The following is a 17,622-nucleotide window of genomic DNA, read 5'->3' on the forward strand; positions in this document are numbered from 1 at the left end:
CTGAAAAATATCTTATTCGTCATCAATGAAAATTTGAAAACCGCCTCAAAAAAGTCAAATCTCGTAATTCTACTTAGCTTGGGGCGGCTCCTGCGATAAACTCAGGAACAATCATCTCAATCAAAATACAAAAAAGTCGACAGTCCATTTCATTTCAAGGACCGGTTTTATGGGCACATTTTTCAAAGCGCTTGCTCTTGCAGCAACAACAGCTGTCGCAATCCCCTCACCCACCCAGGCTGATACAGGGGACTTCATCATCGGGCTCGGTGTAAGAGCGATCGGAAACACGATCATTGATCACACCGCAGCTCAACAACCAACCCCGCATGTCGTCACCGCTCAATCGCAGCAGGCGCGCAGCATTCCCCGCATCCCAACTCAGCAAACAGTGGCTCTCAGCCGCATTCAGTTGAAAGACGTCCAGTATCGCCTGAACTTGCTGGGCTACAACGCCGGTTTCCCTGACGGCGTAGCTGGTAAGCGCACCTTGCGCGCAATAGGCAGGTTTCAAAGCACCCTTGGTTACGTGGCAACTGGGCGGCTCACACAGTCTCAATTAGAAGAGCTTTACACCCGCACTCAAAAGAAGCGCTATCAGAAGACCCAGATTGATCAGGCGCAACCAACACCAGCTCAACCACCTCTGCCCCAATCCAATCCCGGTGGGTACTCTGAGGCAGAAAAAGCAACGGTCAGAATCCCAAAAGAAAACAAGCTTGCGCTGGACCCTAAAAATCCGCCCAACATTTACGGACTGATCACTGGCATGCGCAGTGACGAAACCGCAGGCTTTCTAAAAACAGAAGGCTATGAAGAGTGTGTAGAGACAACCGGACTGACCATCTGCAAGAAAGCCACCAAAAACCTCGAGGAAACTGTCAGCGTCAATAAGGTTGGAAACATCATCTATGGAGTGAGCCGCACTGTGACCTTCAAGACCGCCGCCCCAAGATCTGCAGTCCTCACAAAGCTAGCAGAGGCCTACCCAAACCTCACCCGCTTCAAAAAGATGGCAACATCCAGCTCTAAAACCTGCTTGGAGCAATACGCAGGCGATGGAAGCAGCTTGTTAGCACCAATAGACGCCAACCCATCCGACCCTGAAACGCTTCTGACGCTCACCGAAAACTGCCGCAACTTCTACGCCATCGAACTGGAAGGCAACCGCAACCTCAAATCCATGCGTATCACTCTCTACGACGGCCACCCCATTCAACAAGCAGAGGAAGAGCAAACCGGTATCTTCCAAACCAAATCCGAAGCCGCAGATGAGCTGAAGTTCTGAACTCCATCCTCCTTTGTATTGGCCTCATACCTCCCGAGGCCAATACAGCAGATCACCCCAAGCTCCATCCTAAGGATTACCTCCCCACAACCGAGAGATTATTCCTGCTGCATACACAGTTAAAGTAGCCTCAAAAATGCATTTCTGCTCACCCGCAAATTTGTCCTTTTGGGAGCTCCAAAATGTTGAGAGTAAAAGCACTGGCTCTGCTGCTGGCCGCACTGTGCCTGATCACCACCCCCGCCCTTTCTGAGAAGCTATACAAGCTCAAAGAATTTAAACCTGACGTCTCATATACAGCAGCGTCATACTCCGTTTCGTTCCTCGCCAAAGAAATCGAAGCAGCAAGCTATGATGCCAATGGACATCTGGGGTACATCCTCGTCGCATCAGATTCAGCAGATAACCTCGTCATCTCTACATGGCAGTCCAATGTTGAAATACCAAAAGATTTTATCGACCGGGGCAAAGCTCGCAGCGTATCCATTGCAAAGATCGACAACACTCACTTCATCACGCCCGTCATTGACGGTAGCAACAAGCTCAGAGTCATTCTCTGGAAGATTACAGGAAACGGGACCATCACATATCGTGGCTTTCGCTCCGGCCCGGAAGTTACAGAAGTCACTTCTGCAAGTTCTGGCTCTGCTGCTATGGTCGTCGCTCAACGAAAGAACGGCACCTTGTTTGCACAAGCCTTCAAATTAAAGCAAGCAGAAGACATCCCAACTGAGAAAGCACTCGACCGTCGCGGCATTTATGAATTTGCCGGCTCAGCTACCCAACTCACCATGAGCGACGGAACTGCAAACCTTCTCGCCTTCCGTGATGAGGATGGAAAACTGCGAGTTACTCGCCTTCGCAAACGTCAGAACGCATCTGTGATCGAACGCGGCCCAACACTTGTAAGCATGGGCCAAATCCAGAAAGCTGCGATTACCGCTGCCGATGGCACTCCAAATGGCCGATGGATCACCCTATCAACAAGCAAAGGCCCCAGCGAGTTCAAAACCGGGCATCGATGCTTAGGTCAGACCATACATAAAGAACCCCATGGGCGTGGCAAGCTAATCGAATGGGATATTGGAACCGACAGCACCCAGTACCTCCGCCGAAGGGCTGAGCGTGAGTTTCAGGGCAGCGGAGGCGTCGCAAAGGAAGTCGCCGTAGAAGTAATCAGCAATGGCAACTATCTGGTCAGCAGCCACCTGGGCTTTGACACCTTCTGCAAACGAAACCCGAAAAACCGTGGCAAGCAGCGAATGGAAGTCCACCTGTGGGATCACGCCGGAACCACTTATGACAAAGACGCCTCAGGTCGCATCAACGGCAAATACTACGACGTCGCCATCGCCGAGTTTCGCCCTATTCAGAACTACAATGCAAACTTCGTTGTAGCCCTCATCGGCGAAAACCAACAGGTCAAGCTGTCCATCTGGGGTGTGAAGTAGCTCAACTCTGATCCATCAAAACAGATCAAGAATCTCAAGACAGAGAAGGCAGCCTCCCATCGGAAGCTGCCTTTTCTACATCAGCCAAACCTCAGATATCTGCTTCAGCATCATTTCTAAGGTCCGATACCTTAAATCATTGCCTGAAACGCACCCACTAACATGAAATGCATTCACCGCAAACCGACATAAAACAACAGATACGCTTCAATTATGACCGATATCTTCGAGATATCAGCAATAAGATCTCTCAACTTAAGAGTGAAATACTTAATTTATTTCAACTTACATTTTTTAGAGTTTGAGATAAATTTACTGCAAGTGGGCCTTTCCCGCCTTTCCTTCGATTTTTTATGTGTGCAAGGCAACAAAATGCGCAAATTGACAAAGCTTACATCCGCTCTCTGCCTCTCTTTAGCAGTCAGCGCCACCACCGCTCGTGCAGGCTCTGAGGATTTCATCTTCGGCCTTGGCGCAGGCATTATTGGTAGCGCTATTGTAAATGGCGCCAAAAAGAATGCGCCAGCTCAGACGCAGAAACGAACAACACGGAAAAGAACTAACTTTTCAGCAGAGACACAGGACATCCAGTTACGCCTGAACATGCTGGGCTTTGATACTGGAACACCAGACGGCGTTTCAGGCCGCCGCACGCGCAACGCCATACGCCAGTTCCAAATTTCCATCGGCGCTTATGCAAATGGCAAGCTCGATAACAGACAAATTGCCAAGCTCTATGAGCTGACAACACCACAACAGCCAGCAGCGCCAACACCGGTCGTAGCCTCTGCCCCAGCGCCGGTTGCAGCCACGGCCCCAATACCGGTGGCGATCGTTGCACCAACGCCGGTAGTAGCACCGGTTGCAACAGCCGCACCATCGCAGCAAATCAACATTACAATACCTGTCACCCCCGGCTCAAACGCAACCAACAACGCTCAGGTGGTAAATGTCACTCCAAACGTGTCTCCCAAAAACGAGACACAAGTCGCGGTGACCACCTCGAAGCATCCCGCTCTTGATCCGGCCAACCTTCCGTCAATTCACGGCTTAACCGTTGAGCGCTTTGAGCATGATGTAAGAGGCCTTCTGGAAAAGGTCGGATATCAAGGGTGCTTAGTTGATGAGACAAAGACAGTTTGTACGCTCGAGAAAGACACGCTCTCTGAAACCGTAAGCGTGCTCACCCAGGACGAGAACATCTACGGCCTACAGCGTGAAGTCAGCTTCAAAAACCCAGCTCCCCGCGCTGCAATCATGGGCAAGCTGCTGGACGCCTACCCTGTCCTCACTCACTTAGAGAACATGACCGCCACCGAGGACAAAACCTGCCGCATTACATACGTCAACAACAGCGGTGAACTCCTGAAGGAAGCTCTGGATAAACCATCCAACGCAGAAGCTCTTCGCCAGCTGTCGGACAGTTGCACCGACTACCATAGCCTGGAGGTCTTTGGAGAAGACACCGTGAGCGGCCTGCGCCTTGTATTTTACAGCAGCAAGCCAATCAAAGAGGCGATTGAAAACCGCAAGGGTGCGTTCCAGATCTCTTCAAAGCCAGCACAAGACCTGACTTTCTAATAGATACAGCCCAACGAAAGCAAAAAAGGCAGCCTCCTCAGGGAAGCTGCCTTTTATTTTGCATCAAAGCTTTAAGAAGCTCACCAACCCTGGCGAATACGCACGATCAGGGCTGTCATGAAGCCAAAGATCATGTGACCAACCAGAGACGCCCATGTCAGCTGAATGAAGCCGAGGAACGGTGGAAGACCAGCAAAGATGTGTGCCATGATGTAAAGCGCGAACACCCAAAGACCAACGCCATAGCAAAGGCCAACAACCCACCATGGCAGCGGCGGGATGATCACACGTGCCAGCGGACGAGCAATATAGAGGTATCCGATAGGATAGAAGACGACGCCAACCACGGCGTGAATAACTTCTGCCCAGAAAAGGCTTCTGAAACCAAAGACAGACTGCACAAGAGCAGCTGGCTGTAGTGGACCACCAACCCAGAACGGCGTGATATAGCGCGCCCAGATCTCCCAGCTCACATCTGCAACGATGCCTGCCAGAAGGATGGTGACCAGAGTGTGCCACACAAGTGGCGGACAGATGGGGTGCTTATGACTTGAACCACTCATACGGCGCATGCCTCCACGTAGTTATACTTGTTTGCCACGCGGAGTTAAAAACCATCTCAGTCATGCAAGCTGTTATCTACGGCACACTTAGCAACGCAATTACAGCTCTTGAGCAAGTCCTACACGATTGTTTCCAACCGAACACCAGGATTTCACTCATTAAACGGCAAAGCAGCTCTCGAAAAATTGACGAAAAGAGAGCGCACTCCGCGAATAAGCTCCACAGGCTATTGCAGCAAGCTTAACGATAAGATCCTGAGATCACCCTTTGGTTTTTGCTCAGATTGGCGCCCTGCCCTACAACCTTAAGAAACCAATTGCCGAAACACCCCCTTAAGCTTAACAGCCCTGTCCTCGGTAATTTTCAGGAGTGCGGACAACAAAAAAGCCTCCGCGGAACTCCGGGAGACTTGAAATCCTCTGAGAGGAATGGTGGGCGATGAGAGACTCGAACTCCCGACATCTTCGGTGTAAACGAAGCGCTCTACCAACTGAGCTAATCGCCCATCCTGGAGCGTTGAACATCCTCTTAGAGAGAATGGTGGGCGATGAGAGACTCGAACTCCCGACATCTTCGGTGTAAACGAAGCGCTCTACCAACTGAGCTAATCGCCCCCGCAGGGTGGTACGCCGTGTGGCGTGGGGAGCTATTTAGCTGCCCTCCCTACCCTTGGCAAGGCCTGAGATTGAAAAAAACGACATTACCAGCAAAAAACTTGGAACCGCCATCCACCCTGTGAATTACCTGATTAAACAAAGGCTTGTCGTCACAGCAAAAAACCGGCAACCCATCAGAAATGAGCGCACAAAAAAAGCCCCTGCTGCTCCAATGAACACCAGGGACTTTTAAACCCAAAACGAACAAGCCCAATTAGGCGTTGACCGCGTCCTTCAGGCCTTTACCAGCTTTAAATTTCGGCGTCTTGGAAGCCGGAATCTGAATGGTTTCGCCTGTGCGTGGATTACGGCCTTCAGTTGCCGCACGAGCGGAAACGGAAAAGTTGCCAAATCCGATGATCCGAACTTCATCGCCGCTCTTCAGGGTTTCAGTGATTGCTTCGAAAGATGCTTCTACTGCTTCGCCTGCCTGTGCTTTGGTCAAGCCAGTTTTTTCCGCAACGGCCCCGATCAGATCATTCTTGTTCATGACAGTCCCTTTCTAAAATAACGTGGGGAATGCTTTAGATTCGCGCTGCACTCCTGAATCGGACATTCGTGCGAAATTGCGTTCAAATCAAGCCGCGAACCGCAGAAAACGGCCATTTTCTGTGTAGTATCAACCAAAAAAAGCCCCGGAACTTGTCCGAGGCTTTTGTATCCACAAGCAGACGCTCTGGTTCAGTGTGCGACGACCCCTGAACCCTTGTCATCTTTGACCAATGCTTCGGAGCTGGACTTTTCTTCCTCTTCGCTCCATTCGATGGCTTCAGGCATACGAACAAGAGCATGTTCAAGCACTTCGTCCATGCGAGCGACTGGAATAATTTCCAATTCGTTTTTCACATTGTCAGGAATATCAGCCAAATCCTTGGCGTTATCCGCAGGGATCAGAACCTTCTTAATGCCGCCACGCAGAGCAGCCAGAAGCTTCTCTTTCAGACCACCGATTGGCAGCACGCGACCACGCAGTGTGATCTCGCCTGTCATCGCCACATCACGACGAACCGGAATACCGGTCATCACGGAGATAACAGTAGTCGCCATGGCGATACCAGCAGATGGACCATCCTTTGGAGTAGCCCCTTCTGGCACGTGCACATGCAGCTCGCGCTTTTCAAAGAGCGGAGGCTCAATGCCGAAGTCTTCAGAACGAGAACGAACGTAAGAGGCAGCAGCAGAGATGGACTCTTTCATCACATCACGCAGGTTACCAGTTACGGTCATCTTACCCTTACCTGGCATCATGACGCCTTCAATGGTCAGCAACTCGCCGCCCACTTCAGTCCATGCCAGACCGGTGACAACACCAACCTGATCTTCGTCTTCAACCTGACCGAAGCGGAAACGAGGCACGCCGAGGTATTCCTCAATCAGCTCTTCATCCACTTTGATGGTCTTCTTGTCGTTGACCAGAATATCCTTCACAGCCTTACGGGCCAGAGTGCTCATCTCACGCTCAAGGTTACGCACACCAGCTTCACGGGTGTAAAGACGGATAGTCTTCTGCAAAGCGCCATCAGACACTTCAAACTCACCATCCTTCAGACCGTGGTTCTTCACAGCCTTTGGCAACAGGTGACGACGACAGATCTCGATCTTCTCATCTTCAGTGTAACCAGCAATACGGATGATCTCCATACGGTCCATCAGTGGACCCGGAATGTTCAGCGTATTGGCTGTGGTCACAAACATGACGTCGGATAGGTCGTATTCCACTTCGAGGTAGTGATCCATGAAGCTGCCGTTCTGCTCCGGGTCAAGAACCTCAAGCAGAGCAGAAGACGGATCGCCACGGAAATCCATGCCCATCTTGTCGATCTCATCGAGCAGGAACAGCGGGTTGGACTTCTTCGCTTTCTTCATGGACTGAATGACTTTACCCGGCATGGAGCCGATGTAAGTGCGGCGGTGACCGCGAATTTCAGCCTCATCACGCACGCCACCAAGAGACATGCGTACAAATTCACGTCCAGTTGCTTTCGCGATAGATTTACCAAGAGACGTTTTACCTACGCCTGGAGGGCCAACAAGACACAGGATAGGACCGCGCAGCTTGTTTGCGCGCTTCTGCACTGCAAGGTACTCCACAATGCGTTCCTTGACCTTCTCAAGGCCAAAGTGGTCGGTATCCAAAACCTTCTCAGCAAGCGTCAGATCATGCTTAACCTTGGACTTCCTGCTCCACGGAATGCCGATCAGCCAGTCAAGGTAGTTGCGAACCACAGTCGCTTCCGCAGACATCGGGCTCATCTGCTTGAGCTTCTTCAGCTCAGCATTCGCCTTCTCGCGAGCTTCCTTGGACAGCTTCGTCTTCGCAACGCGCTCTTCCAGCTCAGCAAGTTCATCACGGCCATCTTCACCATCGCCAAGCTCTTTCTGAATGGCCTTCATCTGCTCATTCAGGTAGTACTCGCGCTGGGTTTTCTCCATCTGGCGCTTCACGCGGGAGCGGATGCGCTTTTCCACTTGCAGAACGGAGATCTCGCTCTCCATCATGCCCAGCACCTTCTCAAGGCGCTCAGTGACAGCCACAGTGCCAAGCAGTTCCTGCTTGTCCTGAATCTTCACAGCAAGGTGGGATGCAATGGTATCAGCAAGCTTCGAGAAGTCGTCAATCTGATTAACGGCGCCGAGAACCTCAGGAGACACCTTTTTGTTCAGCTTTACATAGTTCTCGAACTCGGAAATCACTGAACGGCCAAGAGCCTCGATCTCAACTTCGTCACCGCCAGCTTCATCAAGAATAACGGCTTCCGCTTCATAAAGGTCTTCGCGATCAGTGAACTTGCCAATTTCGGCACGAGCTCCACCTTCAACCAAGACCTTTACGGTGTTATCTGGCAGCTTCAGCAGCTGCAAAACTGTTGCAAGGGTACCGACTTTGTAAATCTGATCGGTATCCGGATCGTCATCCGCCTCGTTCATCTGGGTCGCAAGCAAAATCTGCTTATCAGACTCCATCACCTCTTCCAGAGCACGGATCGATTTCTCGCGCCCTACAAACAGCGGCACGATCATATGAGGGAATACGACGATGTTGCGCAGTGGGAGAACAGGAAAAACAGAGTTTTCTGTCTCTTCTTCCGGGCGCATTTCATTGTCAGCCATCTCTATTCCTTTCAAATTGCAGCTTTCCAACGAAAGCTACGAAAAAGCGCAACATAAAAATCGACTAAGGCCCTTAGGGCATTCGTAGAATTTCGAGGGCCGAATTCACTCGCCCCTAAACGGGCACAAACAAATTCGCCAAGCTGCGAACTAGACCTATTAGGTGGAGACACCGCCTCCAAGTGTCAAGCACTCCGCTTCCAAGTCTTTCAGCGATCTGTTGATATTATAAGCTTTTTTCCTGTTATCAGGAGCGTATAACACCGTTTGGTCGCCCTCACACTTAAGCTGGAACACCATCCTTCCCGGTCTTGGTTCGCCTTTACGCAGAACACTCATACGCATCATCATGCTAGACGCATGAGACAAAAAATGGGCGGCACTTTTTTCAAGAAGTTACCGCCCAAATTAAACTCAATACCTGTGAGCGAAGCCTACTGGCTCATCAGTCCCCATCGCCTTACGCGCTGGTTGCTGAATTCTCCGCACGATCCTCGTAAATGTACAAAGGACGCGCATCGCCGTCGACCACCTCACCGGAAATCACCACTTCCTTCACACCCTTAAGGCCAGGAAGCTCGTACATGGTTTCCAGCAGAATTGCTTCCAGAATAGAACGCAGTCCGCGAGCACCGGTCTTACGTTCAATCGCACGTCGGGCAACTGCCTTCAGAGCGTCTTCATGGAAGGTCAGCTCTACGTTTTCCATTTCGAACAAACGCTGATACTGCGCAACAAGCGCATTCTTAGGTTCACTCAAGATGGACACCAAAGCGTCTTCATCCAGATCTTCAAGAGTTGCAATAACCGGCAAACGGCCAACAAACTCAGGAATAAGACCAAACTTCAGCAGATCTTCAGGCTCAAGCTCTGAGAACAACTCACCGGTCTTGCGATCTTCAGGTGCAAGCACAGAAGCAGCAAAGCCGATAGAGGTTTTGCGACCACGGTCAGAAATGATCTTGTCCAGACCAGCAAATGCACCACCGCAGATAAACAGAATGTTTGTTGTATCTACCTGCAGGAACTCCTGCTGCGGATGCTTACGACCACCTTGCGGCGGAACAGAGGCAACAGTCCCTTCCATGATCTTCAGCAGTGCCTGCTGAACACCTTCACCAGAAACGTCACGGGTGATGGATGGGTTTTCTGCTTTACGGGTAATTTTGTCCACCTCATCGATGTAGACAATACCGCGCTGCGCACGCTCAACATTGTAGTCTGCGGACTGAAGCAGCTTCAGAATAATATTTTCAACGTCTTCACCAACGTAACCCGCTTCAGTCAGCGTGGTTGCGTCAGCCATCGTAAACGGAACATCCAGAATTCGGGCGAGCGTTTGTGCCAGATGGGTTTTACCACATCCGGTAGGACCAACCAGAAGGATGTTGGACTTAGCAAGTTCAACATCATTGTTCTTGGAGGCGTGATTCAGGCGCTTGTAGTGGTTATGAACCGCTACAGACAGAACCTTTTTGGCTCGGCCCTGACCAATCACGTAATCATCAAGAACACCACGAATTTCCTGAGGTGTCGGAATCCCATCACGAGACTTCACCAGCGAAGATTTGTTTTCTTCGCGAATAATGTCCATGCAGAGCTCGACACACTCATCGCAGATGAATACGGTCGGACCCGCAATCAGCTTACGGACCTCATGCTGGCTTTTTCCGCAAAACGAGCAGTAAAGCGTATTCTTGCTGTCGCTGCCGCTGGCTTTGCTCATGAGATATAACCCCGCATCGTTTCAAGGGACACTGCCCCTGTTAGAATTCTTAGTTCGACAGCGATACTTTCGCCGCGACGTTCTACTGACTTATCGCGTTTTGTGTTCCGCTTCCAGAGGGAAGCTTTGGAAATCACTAATAGCCATTCTCTTATGCGATATTTGGCTCGCAATAATCAACATTCCTTTAAGCCCCGCACGCAAAGTTCATTCCCTGTTAAAAAAACTTGCGCGCGAGTTACTTTTAAAAACCGGCTTTAAGCTGGTTCGATAACGTTCAAGCTCTCACGATTTTCGATAACGTTATCAATCAGACCGAACTCTTTCGCCGCATCTGCACTCATAAAGTTATCACGTTCAAGCGCTTCTTCAACAGCATCAAGAGTCTGACCCGTATGATCAACATAGATCTCATTAAGGCGACGCTTCAGCTTCAGAATTTCCTGTGCATGCAGCATAATGTCTGCCGCCTGCCCGCGGAAACCACCGGAAGGCTGGTGAACCATGACGCGGCTGTTCGGCAAAGAAAAGCGCATACCCTTTTCACCAGCAGCCAAAAGCAAGGAACCCATGCTTGCAGCCTGACCGATACAAAGAGTAGAAATCTTCGGACGGATAAACTGCATAGTGTCATAAATAGCAAGACCACTGGTCACAACACCACCCGGGGAATTGATATAAAGTGCAATTTCTTTGTTCGGGTTTTCCGCTTCCAGATAAAGCAACTGGGAACACACCAGTGTAGCCACAGTATCTTCCACAGGACCGGTCAGGAAGATAATGCGTTCCTTCAACAACCTTGAGAAGATATCATAGGCCCGCTCACCCCGGTTGGTTTGCTCTACAACCATCGGCACCAGGCTGTTCGTGAAATACTCAACAGGATCGGTCATGCGTCATCCATTTTAAATATGCAGAAAGCTTAAGTAAGCTCGGTAACTTATCCGGCATTCCGGTAAGCCTGCAAGAAACTTATGTCGAAAAAAGCGCCACGCCCACCCACGGGATGTCGCCCTTGTCTTAAAGGCACTTGCCAAAAGGTAAAGCCACAAGGTTTATGGAGTGTTTCCATAAGACCCCCTAGTCTTATCCCAATTATAAGGGAGCTTAAAGACCACATTGGGCCTATGCACTTAAGACGGCTTCAGATATTTCGGCTTTCCACCTCAAAATTCAAGATGTCAAAAAAGAAAAAGGGGGCACAAGGCCCCCTTTCCGAAATTCTTGGGTAATCCCAACAATTATGCTTCGTCTTCGTCCTGAGCCATCAGCTCTTCTTTAGACACAACTTTGTCGGAAACTTTCGCGAGTTCCAGAATGTAGTCCACAACCTTCTCTTCATAGATTGGGGCACGCAGGGACGCGAGAGCCTGTTCGTTGTTCTTGTAGAATTCGAACACCTGCTGCTCCTGACCTGGGAACTGACGAACGCGGTCGAACAGAGCCTTCTGAACTTCTTCGTCGGTAACCTGAACTTTGTTCTGCTCACCAACTTCAGAAAGAACCAGACCCAGGCGTACACGACGCTCAGAGATCTTACGGTATTCAGCTTTAGCTTCGTCTTCGGTTGTTTCTTCGTCTTCGAAGGTTTTACCGGACTGCTGCATGTCAGCTTCAACCTGCTTCCAGACACCGTCGAATTCTGTTTCCAGAAGTTTCTCAGGCAGCTCGAAGGAGTACTCTTCGTCCAGCTTGTCCAGCAGAGCGCGCTTTACTTTCTGACGGGTAGCTGCACCGAACTGGCTTTCAATCTGGCCACGAACGATTTCTTTCAGCTTCTCAAGGGATTCAAGACCCAGCTTGGTTGCCATTTCATCGTCAATGGAAACTTCGCCAGCAGCTTCAATGCCTTTAACGTCGATGTCGAAGGTAACTGCGCGACCAGCAAGGTTTGCTGCGCCGTATTCTTCAGGGAAGGTCACGTCGATGACTTTCTTGTCACCGATTTTCATGCCAACGATCTGCTCTTCAAAGCCAGGAATGAACTGACCAGAACCCAGAACCAGCTGACCGTTCTCATCTTCACCACCTTCAAATGGCTCGCCGTCAAGCTTGCCGAGGTAATGCATGGTAACGCGGTCACCGTCTTCAGCAGCAGCACCTTCTTCGCGCGCTTCAAATGGACGGTTGCTTTCTGCGATCTGCTTGACCTGCTCGTCAACTTCATCTTCAGAAATTTCAACGATTGGGCGTTCAAGTTCAATCGCAGAGAAATCTACGATGTCGAACTGAGGCAGAACTTCATAGGAGATGGTGTAAGCGAGATCTGCTTCACCAGCCAAAACTTTCTCAGCATCATCGTCAGAAAGATCGATTTCTGGCTGAAGAGCAGGCTTTTCTTTGCGCTCTTCAATGGTCTTAGCAGTGGTTTCGTTGATCAGGTTACCGATCAGCTCACCCATTGCCTGACGGCCATGAACTTTCTTGAGATGAGAAACTGGAACTTTACCCGGACGGAAGCCGTTAATGTTTACCTTTGACTTCATGTCATTAAGATATTCATCGAGGCGGGTCGCCAGATCCGTCGCCGGGATAACGACTTTGAGTTCGCGCTTTAGGCCCTCGGCCAGGGTTTCTGATACCTGCATGGTCTTTGCTTCGTCCTTGATTTAGGACGCGTACCGACAAACCAATATGGTTTGTCCCAGCACGGTAAACATAACACCAATTTCGAAGAGGGGAAAACGCTTCGGGAGAAAATCCCTTAGCTCTTATCCGCCTGACGAAAAGGTGAGCATAAACCGAACCTCGACAACGCCCTCAACTTTTCCGTTTCCGATAAGCTACGGTCGTTTATTTATGCACCGTATCACCGGGGATATGGTGCGGCTGGAGGGACTCGAACCCCCACGGTCTCCCGCTAGAACCTAAATCTAGTGCGTCTACCAATTTCGCCACAGCCGCGTTGGAGGGGTAGCTAAATGGGAACCCAAGAGAAGTCAACCACCTAATACGCTGTTTATGCCCAGTTCTCGGTTTTCCACGCCATTTCTACCTATGAAACTGTGCATTACGACAATCCGGGGCTTATTTCTCAAGCAGGAGATCGCCTCACATCCTTTTTCTTATCTGGCTCGTGCATTGCCAGCCAGTAAGCCACTCAGCTCACTCACAAAGTGGCGTCAGAACCCGCTGCATAAAAGCTGCACCTTTTTCTGTCAGATACAACTCCCGGCGGCGACCATCCGTTTTATCCGCCTCAACACGGGCATAGTTATGTCCACCACGCACATCCTTGTGCCCCTCGCACCAGTAATAGATGTTGCGGGTCGCGGTTCCTGATTGATAACCAATCTTCTTTTGAAGACCATGAGGATGGATCGTCACCCCCTCCTCCTGATGGACGGCAATTTCAAGCAATGTCAAAACCGTCGAGACCTGCATCTTGGCATCATGGTCTTTGAACGGTGCCAGCGCCTCGATGATCTGGCGGAGTGCTGCAGCGTGCTGTGTCGTCTTGCTCATAAGAATATCCGTAATAATCGTCCAGAGGGCGAGTACGACCACACGTTTTACGCGCAATCCTCACCTCTCTCTCGCATGCCTATCGCTTTGTCTGTCTCACTAAAGGATACGCATCACGTTTGGCAGATTATTTATCACAAATATTGATGATTCCCACCAGATATCTCAGAGGAGAACCCCACTCTTTGGGTCAAAAACCTCTAAAAATCACCCAGGAACTGCACAAGCTCGGTGATCACATCCGGAATATGCGCAACCAGATCTTCGGCAATGAGCCCTTCCCCAGCGATTTCAGCAGCTCGGCCATGCACCCAAACGCCTTTTGCAGCAGCCTCATAACCGCCAAGGCCTTGCGCCAGGTATCCGGCAATCACGCCCGCCAGCACATCACCAGATCCAGCTGTCGCAAGCCACGGCGTACCGCTGGCGTTGATGGACACATGACCATCAGGGTCTGCAATAACCGTATCAGCACCCTTCAACACGACCACAGCCCCCGCGCGCTTCGCAGCCTTCTTGGTGCGCTCAACTTTGCAATCAGTCGAGGTGGGATCATGTAGTTCAGGAAACAACCGGCGAAACTCACCCTCATGAGGTGTCAGCACAACACGCCCAGCGCAGTCAGAATCCGCAATATACGCAAACAAATGCTCTGGCTTTTCCTCAAAGGACATGAGCGCGTCCGCATCCAGAACCACACCGCGATCCCCGGAAAGGCACTCAGCAACCCGCTCCTGCGTCTCGCGGCCAATACCGGCTGCCGGTCCGATCACCACGGAGTTAAGCCGCTCGTCCTCCAAAATACGCTCAAAATCGGCAATACGCTCAGCCGGGCGGATCATGATACTCGTCAGATGCGCTGCATGGACCAGAGCCGCCTGCTCCCGCGCCACCACAGTCACAAGCCCGCTACCTGCCCGCTGTGCAGCCAACGCCGCAAGACGGCTCGCACCGGTGGCAAACTTGGGACCACTCACAACAACAGTGTGTCCCCTCTTATATTTGTGCCCAGCCACAGCCGGTTGATCGGGAAGATCTCCCCAGATCTTATCGCAGTTGTAAAACGCGGTTGGACCAACCTTCTCAAGAACAGCATCCTCCAGACCAATCTGCTCAATAACAATTTCGCCGCAATGCCCCCGGCCTGGATAAAGGTAATGCCCCGGTTTGGCGCGAAAGAACGTCACAGTCATATCCGCATGCACAGCCTCACCCAGCACAGCCCCACTGCGGCCACTCACGCCAGACGGCAAATCAACTGCGACACATTGCGCCGGACTGTCATTTATCAGCTGCACAAGCGCCAGAACTTCATCATCAAGAGGACGAGAGAGGCCCGCACCAAACAAAGCATCAACAATGAGGTCGTCTTCGCCCAGCTCTTCCAGCGCAGCCCGCATGTTATCCATTGAGGTTAAATCAAGATCCATCTCGTCATAGGCAAGCTCTGCATCACCTTCGAGAGTTTCCGGATCACACACCAGCCCGACAGAGACATTAAAGCCTTCATTGTCAGCAAGTTGCGCAACAACAAAGCCGTCTCCACCGTTGTTTCCGGGGCCGCAGAACACAAGGACCCGCGAATAAGGATGCAAAATCTGGCGCATCACCTCAAACACAGCCTTGCCCGCATTATGCATCAATTCAATACCGGGAAAGCCACCCTCAATGGTCAGGCGATCTGCCTTCTTCATCTGCAATGGTGTCAACAACTCATGCATAAAGCTCTCCATTTCCCTATTCGTCAGGCTCTGAGAAATTTATTACCCATTATCCCTAAGAAATTGGTTCATCGTTACCCAACTGCCGCCGCGTTTTTTCGATCACGAAAATTCACAAAACATAAGCTAGTGCTAAAAGGCACAGATTTAAGAGGCACTTCCTGAGTAAATGTTGATACCAGCGCACCACTTTGGGAAAACTACGAAAACATGCACGAGAGACGAGCCCACTACGACCAGCTAATGACTGCTTTCGCACGACGTCTGGGTATGACCACCCAGCCTGATACTGGACTATTTCTTATAGAAGAAGCAAACGGAAGCCGTTGGTCGGTCGAACTCAATGAAAGCTCGGACCTCATTTACATAAGCACCAGCCTCCTTCTTGCAGAAGATAAAAACACACTGAAGGCGGCTTTGGAGCTCAATCAGGATGTGGATCTCCTACGCGGAGCTTTCCTAGGCCTGTCTCAATCTGGTGACTTGCAACTGAATGCTCAGGCCACACTCCGGTTCACAGATGACCTTGCACTGGAGAATACACTGGTCAACCTGATGCAAATTCGCGAGCAGGTATGCGCACGGCTTTCTGAAACGAAATCCACCCAAACCTCCAAAGCCGTAGAACCGGACTGGAGCACGACGTCTATTCGCCTGTAAAGGTCTCTCACCCATGCATTCCGTCAACTCTCCCAAGCATACTCCAGTTGATCAGAGCCAACTCCAGAACGACGTAAGTGCACAACAAAACTCTGCGCCAAAAAAATCAGAGAAGTTGGAAGCGCGCGGCGTGTCCGTTGAGACCCCAAAGGGCTCAACACCACCATCAACAAGCAATACGAAGCCTCTCGACACCGCTTCAACTGAAACGCTCGCAAACCGGATAAAGCCACCGAGCCAAACCAGTTCAGAAAGTGTAACGCAGGAGGCCTCCGCCCCTTTTGAAGCAGACCGCACCGCGCTTGAGCAAAATGCCAAGCGCCTTGGTGCTGGTGCCTATGGCGAAGTCTATCTTGTCAATCAGGACGGCAAGTCCTTCGCGTTTAAAGTCGCAAGCACCGAAGCCGGTTGGCAGGCCTTGCAGCAAGAAGCAAAGCTTTATGGCAAACTCGCCGACATTGGTCCTCACGACAATGTGATCAAAAGCATGGGCATCGTGGAAGTTCAGGGCGTTCAAGGCCTTGCACTTGAATATGTAGAAGGCTGCGAAGCGGGCAAGCTCTTCACCACAGCCGAAAAGCTTTACACCGACAACAAGCTCAGCCACTCCCAGTACTGGGGCACCGTACAGTTCATTATGCGCGACGTTCTGAGCGGTGTGCACCATCTAGCGCAGGCAGGCATCAGCCACAGCGACATAAAGGGCGGTAACCTCCTTTATGACAAGGAAAGTCAAGCGATTAAAATCGTCGACTTTGGCAGCGCTGCAAAAATCGGCATTGATCCTGTCACTATTGGCACTCCGGACCATTCAGCTCCGGAAGCTCTTTTGTCTCTTCCACACAAAGATGGAGACAAACCACGCGCCAATGAGAAGCAGGACACCTTCGCCGTTGGTCAGATGACCTACCGCGCAGGTGAACATGCCGAGAATTTATTTGGTGCACAAAATACTGGTGAGCCAGCCGCGCTTGGCTTTGCAATGCATTCCAAACTTCGAGATATCGAGCGTCGCGGCGAGACCATTGAGTATCAGGCGCTCAATCAGGCCGATGACCCAGCCGTTGCAGGCACACCGGGCCATTTCGGCAAGGGCGGCGAAACCGCTTATGTTGAGTTCGTCAATATCTCAACCCTGCTGGACATCGATGTGCGTGGCACCGCAGAAGAGCTCCTGAAGACCAACTTCATCTCTGACCCTTTATGTCAGCCAGACGAAGCCCGTCAGGTGATCTCAGGCCTCATGACCAAGATGGAAGAAGACCACAAGGCAGAACTCGCAGCTCTCATGCAACAAACCTGATCTGCTCCTTGCAATGATAACCATCAGAAAGCCGGCCTCTTGGTCGGCTTTTTTGTTGCGCCCCTTCAGGGACATTTTAATCACATCTCTCCATTT

13 protein-coding genes and 3 tRNA genes are annotated in these 17,622 nt (G+C 50.9%); 5 read left to right on the top strand and 11 right to left on the bottom strand.

Annotation, left to right across the window (positions count from 1 at the left end; genetic code table 11):
- Positions 1 to 169 precede the first annotated feature (169 nt).
- The 3 genes from PsAD26_RS17590 (at position 170) to PsAD26_RS17600 (ending at position 4,320) form a co-directional block, all read left to right on the top strand.
- Positions 170 to 1,288, top strand: a complete 1,119-nt coding sequence (locus tag PsAD26_RS17590) for a peptidoglycan-binding domain-containing protein (RefSeq protein WP_063311493.1) — start codon at positions 170 to 172, stop codon at positions 1,286 to 1,288.
- 182 nt (positions 1,289 to 1,470) lie between these two features.
- Positions 1,471 to 2,739 carry a hypothetical protein gene (locus tag PsAD26_RS17595; RefSeq protein ID WP_063311494.1) on the top strand — a complete coding sequence of 423 codons (1,269 nt, stop codon included), beginning with the start codon at positions 1,471 to 1,473 and terminating at the stop codon, positions 2,737 to 2,739.
- A 372-nt stretch (positions 2,740 to 3,111) separates the two neighbouring features.
- On the top strand, positions 3,112 to 4,320 hold the full coding sequence (locus tag PsAD26_RS17600) for a peptidoglycan-binding domain-containing protein (RefSeq protein ID WP_063311495.1): 1,209 nt from the start codon (positions 3,112 to 3,114) through the stop codon (positions 4,318 to 4,320).
- A gap of 80 nt (positions 4,321 to 4,400) precedes the next feature.
- Here PsAD26_RS17600 and PsAD26_RS17605 read toward each other — a convergent pair whose 3' ends face one another.
- The 11 genes from PsAD26_RS17605 to PsAD26_RS17665 all read right to left on the bottom strand — a co-directional run bounded on the left by PsAD26_RS17605 (position 4,401) and on the right by PsAD26_RS17665 (position 15,563).
- Positions 4,401 to 4,883, bottom strand: a complete 483-nt coding sequence (locus PsAD26_RS17605; protein WP_063311496.1) for a hypothetical protein — start codon at positions 4,881 to 4,883, stop codon at positions 4,401 to 4,403.
- Between the two features lie 430 nt (positions 4,884 to 5,313).
- Positions 5,314 to 5,389, bottom strand: a tRNA-Val gene (locus tag PsAD26_RS17610).
- Between the two features lie 33 nt (positions 5,390 to 5,422).
- Positions 5,423 to 5,498, bottom strand: a tRNA-Val gene (locus tag PsAD26_RS17615).
- 256 nt (positions 5,499 to 5,754) lie between these two features.
- Positions 5,755 to 6,030 (bottom strand): HU family DNA-binding protein, encoded by a 276-nt coding sequence (locus PsAD26_RS17625; RefSeq protein ID WP_008546789.1) that lies wholly within the window; start codon positions 6,028 to 6,030, stop codon positions 5,755 to 5,757.
- A gap of 191 nt (positions 6,031 to 6,221) precedes the next feature.
- Positions 6,222 to 8,651: an endopeptidase La gene (gene lon, locus PsAD26_RS17630; RefSeq protein WP_063311498.1), complete on the bottom strand. Its 2,430-nt coding sequence runs from the start codon at positions 8,649 to 8,651 to the stop codon at positions 6,222 to 6,224.
- Between the two features lie 460 nt (positions 8,652 to 9,111).
- Entirely contained in the window at positions 9,112 to 10,377 is a 1,266-nt protein-coding gene (clpX, locus tag PsAD26_RS17640; RefSeq protein WP_057461785.1) for an ATP-dependent Clp protease ATP-binding subunit ClpX, read from the bottom strand.
- 257 nt (positions 10,378 to 10,634) lie between these two features.
- Positions 10,635 to 11,270 (bottom strand): ATP-dependent Clp endopeptidase proteolytic subunit ClpP, encoded by a 636-nt coding sequence (clpP, locus tag PsAD26_RS17645; protein WP_057461786.1) that lies wholly within the window; start codon positions 11,268 to 11,270, stop codon positions 10,635 to 10,637.
- 348 nt (positions 11,271 to 11,618) lie between these two features.
- Positions 11,619 to 12,965, bottom strand: coding sequence for a trigger factor (gene tig, locus PsAD26_RS17650; RefSeq protein ID WP_063297429.1), 1,347 nt, complete (start codon positions 12,963 to 12,965; stop codon positions 11,619 to 11,621).
- 233 nt (positions 12,966 to 13,198) lie between these two features.
- A tRNA-Leu gene (locus tag PsAD26_RS17655) sits at positions 13,199 to 13,281 on the bottom strand.
- A gap of 201 nt (positions 13,282 to 13,482) precedes the next feature.
- Positions 13,483 to 13,899, bottom strand: a complete 417-nt coding sequence (locus PsAD26_RS17660) for a hypothetical protein (protein ID WP_208985743.1) — start codon at positions 13,897 to 13,899, stop codon at positions 13,483 to 13,485.
- A gap of 143 nt (positions 13,900 to 14,042) precedes the next feature.
- Positions 14,043 to 15,563: an NAD(P)H-hydrate dehydratase gene (locus tag PsAD26_RS17665; RefSeq protein WP_244278266.1), complete on the bottom strand. Its 1,521-nt coding sequence runs from the start codon at positions 15,561 to 15,563 to the stop codon at positions 14,043 to 14,045.
- 210 nt (positions 15,564 to 15,773) lie between these two features.
- On the opposite strand from PsAD26_RS17665, the gene PsAD26_RS17670 reads away from it, so the two are divergent.
- Complete coding sequence (locus tag PsAD26_RS17670) at positions 15,774 to 16,223, top strand: type III secretion system chaperone (RefSeq protein ID WP_208860435.1); 450 nt, start codon at positions 15,774 to 15,776, stop codon at positions 16,221 to 16,223.
- Positions 16,224 to 16,353: 130 nt separating this feature from the next.
- The gene (locus PsAD26_RS17675; RefSeq protein WP_208985744.1) at positions 16,354 to 17,526 is read left to right on the top strand and encodes a protein kinase; all 1,173 of its coding nucleotides are present in this window, start codon (positions 16,354 to 16,356) and stop codon (positions 17,524 to 17,526) included.
- The last annotated feature ends 96 nt before the right edge of the window (positions 17,527 to 17,622 follow it).

It is taken from the genome of Pseudovibrio sp. Ad26 (assembly GCF_001623285.1).
Classification (GTDB): domain Bacteria; phylum Pseudomonadota; class Alphaproteobacteria; order Rhizobiales; family Stappiaceae; genus Pseudovibrio; species Pseudovibrio ascidiaceicola.

Excerpts from the sequence above, each read along its gene's own strand:
- PsAD26_RS17625 (WP_008546789.1), bottom strand. The coding sequence starts at position 6,030 with ATGAACAAGAATGATCTGATCGGGGCCGTTGCGGAAAAAACTGGCTTG.
- PsAD26_RS17665 (WP_244278266.1), bottom strand. The coding sequence starts at position 15,563 with ATGCATGAGTTGTTGACACCATTGCAGATGAAGAAGGCAGATCGCCTG.
- tig (WP_063297429.1), bottom strand. The coding sequence starts at position 12,965 with ATGCAGGTATCAGAAACCCTGGCCGAGGGCCTAAAGCGCGAACTCAAA.
- PsAD26_RS17590 (WP_063311493.1), top strand. The coding sequence starts at position 170 with ATGGGCACATTTTTCAAAGCGCTTGCTCTTGCAGCAACAACAGCTGTC.
- PsAD26_RS17595 (WP_063311494.1), top strand. The coding sequence starts at position 1,471 with ATGTTGAGAGTAAAAGCACTGGCTCTGCTGCTGGCCGCACTGTGCCTG.
- PsAD26_RS17605 (WP_063311496.1), bottom strand. The coding sequence starts at position 4,883 with ATGAGTGGTTCAAGTCATAAGCACCCCATCTGTCCGCCACTTGTGTGG.
- clpP (WP_057461786.1), bottom strand. The coding sequence starts at position 11,270 with ATGACCGATCCTGTTGAGTATTTCACGAACAGCCTGGTGCCGATGGTT.
- clpX (WP_057461785.1), bottom strand. The coding sequence starts at position 10,377 with ATGAGCAAAGCCAGCGGCAGCGACAGCAAGAATACGCTTTACTGCTCG.
- PsAD26_RS17600 (WP_063311495.1), top strand. The coding sequence starts at position 3,112 with ATGCGCAAATTGACAAAGCTTACATCCGCTCTCTGCCTCTCTTTAGCA.
- PsAD26_RS17670 (WP_208860435.1), top strand. The coding sequence starts at position 15,774 with ATGCACGAGAGACGAGCCCACTACGACCAGCTAATGACTGCTTTCGCA.
- lon (WP_063311498.1), bottom strand. The coding sequence starts at position 8,651 with ATGGCTGACAATGAAATGCGCCCGGAAGAAGAGACAGAAAACTCTGTT.